Origin of the sequence: Streptomyces sp. Isolate_45 (genome assembly GCF_024721315.2) — a bacterium.
Lineage (GTDB): Bacteria > Actinomycetota > Actinomycetes > Streptomycetales > Streptomycetaceae > Streptomyces.
In genome coordinates this window covers 1-5,054 of the sequence record NZ_JANFAK020000293.1, presented here as the reverse complement: position 1 = coordinate 5,054, position 5,054 = coordinate 1, and the positions used below count along the sequence as shown (strand labels likewise).

At 71.9% G+C, this 5,054-nt stretch carries 1 protein-coding gene; it reads left to right on the top strand.

Going from position 1 to position 5,054, the window contains the following annotated elements; translation table 11 throughout:
- Window positions 1-5,054 (top strand): type I polyketide synthase (locus NOD94_RS40170; protein WP_281211191.1); only part of this gene is annotated, 5,054 nt, incomplete at both ends.

The following is a 5,054-nucleotide window of genomic DNA, read 5'->3' as shown; positions in this document are numbered from 1 at the left end:
ACCGCGTGAGCGTCGCGGCGATCAACGGGCCGCGCTCGGTCGTGATCGCCGGTGACGAGGACGCGGCGACGGCGGTCTTGACGGCTCTGACCGGCCGGAAGAGCAAGCGTCTGACGGTCAGTCACGCGTTCCACTCGCCGCTCATGGACGGCATGTTGGATGACTTCCGCCGGGTGGTGGAGGGGCTGTCCTTCGCCGCCCCGCGCATTCCGATCGTCTCGAACCTGACCGGCGGCCTGATCGCCGAAGGCGAGATGGGTACGGCGGACTTCTGGGTCCGTCACGTCCGCGAGGCCGTCCGCTTCCTCGACGGCGTCCGGGCCCTGGAGGCCGCCGGGGTCACGACGTACGTCGAACTCGGCCCCGACGGCGTCCTCTCCGCGATGGCCCAGGCCTGCCTCACCTCCGACGACGGCCACTCCACCGCCTTCGTGCCGACCGTCCGCAAGGACCGCTCCGAGGCGCAGACCGTCGTCACGGCCCTCGCCCGGGCCCACGTCCGAGGCATCGCCGTCGACTGGCAGGCGTACCACTCCGACACCGGAGCCGAGCACGTCGACCTGCCCACGTACGCCTTCCAGCGCGAGCACTACTGGCTCGACGCCGGAACCCTCGGCGGCGACGTCACCACCGTCGGCCTCCGTTCCGCCGATCACCCGCTGCTCGGGGCCGCGGTGACGCTCGCCGACGCCGATGGGCTGCTGCTCACCGGTCGGCTGTCGCTCGCCACCCATCCCTGGCTGGCCGACCATATGGTGATGGGCTCGGTGCTGCTGCCGGGCACGGCCTTCGTCGAACTGGCGCTGCGTGCCGGTGATCAGGTCGGATACGGCCTGATCGACGAACTGACCCTTGCGGCGCCGTTGGTGTTGCCCGAGGAGGGTGGCATCGAGCTTCAGATCACCGTGGGCGGCCCGGACGAGTCGGGTCGGCGTTCGGTGTTCTTCCATTCCCGTGACGGTTTGGCGGCCGAGGACGAGCCGTGGATCCGTAACGCGACGGCGACCTTGCTGGAGGGTGAGGGCGAGGGCGGGACGCCGGTCTTCGATTTGGCGGCCTGGCCGCCGGTCGGGGCGGAGGTTGTTGACGTTGAGGGCCTGTATGAGGGTCTGGCGGATTCCGGTTTCGGTTACGGTCCGGTGTTCCAGGGTCTGCGCGCCGCGTGGCGGCATGGTGAGGAGGTGTTCGCCGAGGTGAGCCTCGGTGACGGAACCACCCCGGGGGCGGACCGGTTCACGATCCACCCGGCACTCCTCGACTCCGCCCTCCACGCCATCAGCCTCGGCTCGCTCGTGGAGGACACCGGCCGGGCGAGGCTTCCGTTCTCCTGGTCCGGGGTTTCCGTCCACGCCGGCGGAGCGGACACGCTGCGCGTACGACTCTCCAAGGCCGGACAGCAGTCCGTGCGACTGGACTTCGCCGACATCGACGGTGCTCCCGTCGCGACCGTGCACAGCCTTGCCCTGCGCGCCTTCTCGCCCGAGCAGCTCGGCGGGCCGGCCGGTGGCCACGGCGACTCCCTGTTCCGTGTGGAGTGGGCGGAGTCGACCGCCCCGGCGGGCTCCGTCGACGACTGGCTGATGCTGGGCGACGGCACACAGGTGTTCGCCGATCTCGCCGGGCTGGGTGTGGCCGTCGCCGAAGGCGGCGAGATCCCGCCCGTACTGGTCGTGCCGTGCCTGGAACCGGTCGGCGGGAGCGTCGCCGACGCGGCGCACGCCGAGACCGGTCGGGTCCTGGCGCTGCTCAAGGAATGGCTGGGCGACGACCGGTTCACGGACTCGCGTCTCGTGTTCCTCACCCGGGGCGCGGTGGCCGCCACACCCGCCGAGGGCATCCCGGATCCGGCACGGGCCGCCGTACGGGGTCTCGTGCGTTCGGCGCAGTCGGAGAACCCGGGCCGCATCGTGCTGGTCGACGTGGACGTCGATGCCGACGGTGACGTGCGTGAGGCCCTGGCCGCCGCCCTCGCCTCGGGCGAGTCCGAGGTCGCGGTGCGCGAGGGCGCCGTCCTGGTGCCGAGGCTGGTGCGTGCGTCGGTCGGCGTGGACGCCCCCACTCCGGAGTGGGATCCCGCGGGCACGGTGCTGGTGACGGGTGCGAGTGGTTCGCTGGGTGGGCTCTTCGCCCGTCACCTGGTGGCCGAGCATGGTGTGCGGAACCTGTTGCTGGTGAGTCGTCGTGGTGGGGCGGCCGAGGGCGCGTCCGAGTTGTCGGCGGAGCTGGCCGGTCTGGGTGCCGAGGTGTCGTGGGCCGCGTGTGACGTCGCCGACCGTGCCGCGCTGGCGGCCGTACTGGCCGCTGTCCCGGCGGAGCATCCGCTGACGGGTGTCGTGCACACGGCCGGTGTCCTGGACGACGGTGTCATCGGTTCCCTGACCGGCGAGCGCCTGTCGGCGGTCCTCCGCCCCAAGGTCGACGCGGCCTGGAACCTGCACGAGCTGACCCGCGACCTCGACCTGTCGGCCTTCGTGCTGTTCTCCTCCGCCGCCGGTGTGTTCGGTGGCGCCGGGCAGGCCAACTACGCGGCGGCCAACACCTTCCTGGATGCCTTGTCCGCTCACCGCAACGCCCAGGGCCTGGTGGCCACTTCCCTCGCCTGGGGACTGTGGGCCGAGACGGGCGGCATGGGGGACACCCTCGACGCCGAGGACGTCTCCCGGCTCGGCCGGGGTGGCGTGAACGCCCTGACGGCCGCGGAGGGTGTGGCCCTGTTCGACGCCGCGCCGGCCACCGGACAGTCACTGCTGGTGCCGGTCAAGCTGGACCTGACGGCCCTGCGCGCAGCTGCGGGCGCCGGCATGCTCCCGCCGCTGCTCTCCGGCCTCGTCCGCACACCCACCCGCCGGGCCGCGCGGGGTGCTGGTGGTGCGTTCGCCCGGCAGGTGGCCGCGCTGCCGCTGGACCAGCAGCCCGCCGCCGTACTGGGGCTGGTCCGTGGTCAGGTGGCTGCCGTTCTCGGTTTCGCCGGGCCGGAGGCGGTGGATCCGGCGCGGTCGTTCAGCGAGGTCGGCTTCGACTCGCTGACGGCCGTCGAGCTGCGCAACCGCCTCGGTGCCGCAACCGGTGTGCGACTGCCCGCCACTCTCGTCTTCGACTATCCGACGCCCACCGTCCTGGCGGAGTTCCTGCACGCCGAACTCCTCGGCAGTCAGGCGATGTCCGCGGCCCCGGTCGTGTCCTCCGCGCACGACGACGAGCCCATCGCGATCGTCGCCATGGCCTGCCGATTCCCCGGTGACGTCCGGTCACCCGAGGACCTGTGGCGACTCGTCCGCGACGGCAGGGACGCCATCACCGACATGCCCACCGACCGTGGCTGGGACATCGAGGGCCTCTTCGACCCCGACCCGGACCGACAGGGCACCAGCTACAGCACTGCCGGTGGTTTCCTGCACGACGCGCACCACTTCGATCCGACGTTCTTCGGGATCTCCCCGCGTGAGGCCCTTGCCACCGACCCGCAGCAACGGCTGCTGCTGGAGACTTCGTGGGAGGCGTTCGAGCGGGCCGGCATCGATCCGGCGTCGGTGCGCGGCAGCCGGACCGGGGTGTTCGCCGGTGTCATGTACAACGACTACGGCACCCTTCTCCACCGGGCCCCGGAGGGCCTCGAAGGGTACATGGGGACCTCCAGCTCGGGCAGTGTCGCCTCGGGCCGCGTCTCCTACACCTTCGGCCTCGAAGGCCCGGCCGTCACCGTCGACACCGCCTGCTCCTCCTCCCTCGTCACGCTGCACCTCGCGGCACAGGCCCTCCGCAGCGGCGAATGCGACCTCGCGCTCGCCGGCGGTGTGACCGTGATGGCCACCCCCGGCACTTTCATCGCCTTCAGCCGGCAGCGCGGCCTCGCCACCGACGGCCGCTGCAAGCCGTTCGCGGCCGCCGCCGACGGCACCGCGTGGGGTGAGGGCGTCGGCATGCTGCTCGTGGAGCGGCTCTCGGACGCCCGCCGCAACGGTCACCCGGTGCTGGCCGTGGTCCGGGGTACGGCGATCAACCAGGACGGCGCCTCCAACGGCCTGACGGCTCCCAACGGTCCGTCGCAGCAGCGCGTCATCCGCCAGGCCCTGGCCAACGCGGGTCTGTCGGCCGCCGACGTCGATGTCGTCGAGGCGCACGGTACGGGCACGACCCTCGGGGACCCGATCGAGGCCCAGGCCCTCCTGGCCACCTACGGCCAGGAGCGCACCGCGAACCGGCCGCTGCTCCTCGGTTCGATCAAGTCGAACATGGGCCACACACAGGCCGCCGCCGGCGTCGCGGGCATCATCAAGATGGTCCAGGCGATGCGGCACGGGACGGTACCCAAGACGCTGCACGTGGACGAGCCGTCCCCGCACGTCGAATGGTCCGAGGGTGCCGTCTCCCTGCTCACGGAGTCGGTGGCCTGGCCGGAGACGGGCCGCCCGCGCCGCGCGGCGGTCTCCTCGTTCGGCATCAGCGGTACCAACGCGCACACCATCATCGAGCAGGCCCCGGACGAGGACACCCCCGAGCCCGTCCCAACCCCCGCGGCTCCCTCCGTCCTGCCGTACGTGCTCTCCGCGAAGTCCGCGGACGCGCTGCGCGACCAGGCCGCCCGCCTGCGGGCCCACCTGACGGACGAGCCCGAACTCGCAGCCGTGGACGTGGCCTACTCGCTGGCCGGCCGACGCGCCTCGTTCGACCACCGAGCCGTCGTCGTCGCCGCGAACCGCGAGAAGCTGCTGCGGAGCCTGACAGCGCTGGAGAACGGCGACCTCGTCCCGACCGGAGCCAAGACCGGCACCGTCGGCGCCGCCGGATCCGAGAAGCTGGCCTTCCTGTTCACCGGTCAGGGCAGTCAGCGCCTCGGGATGGGGCGTGAACTGTACGAAGCCCAACCGGTGTTCGCCGCCGCGTTGGACGCGGTGGGTGATCGGCTGGGCCTCGAAGTGTCGTTGAAGACGGTGCTGTTCGGCGAGGATGCCGGTCTGTTGGACCGTACGGAGTACGCCCAGCCGGCGTTGTTCGCGGTCGAGGTGGCGTTGTTCCGGCTGCTCGAATCGTGGGGTGTGCGGCCGGACTTCCTG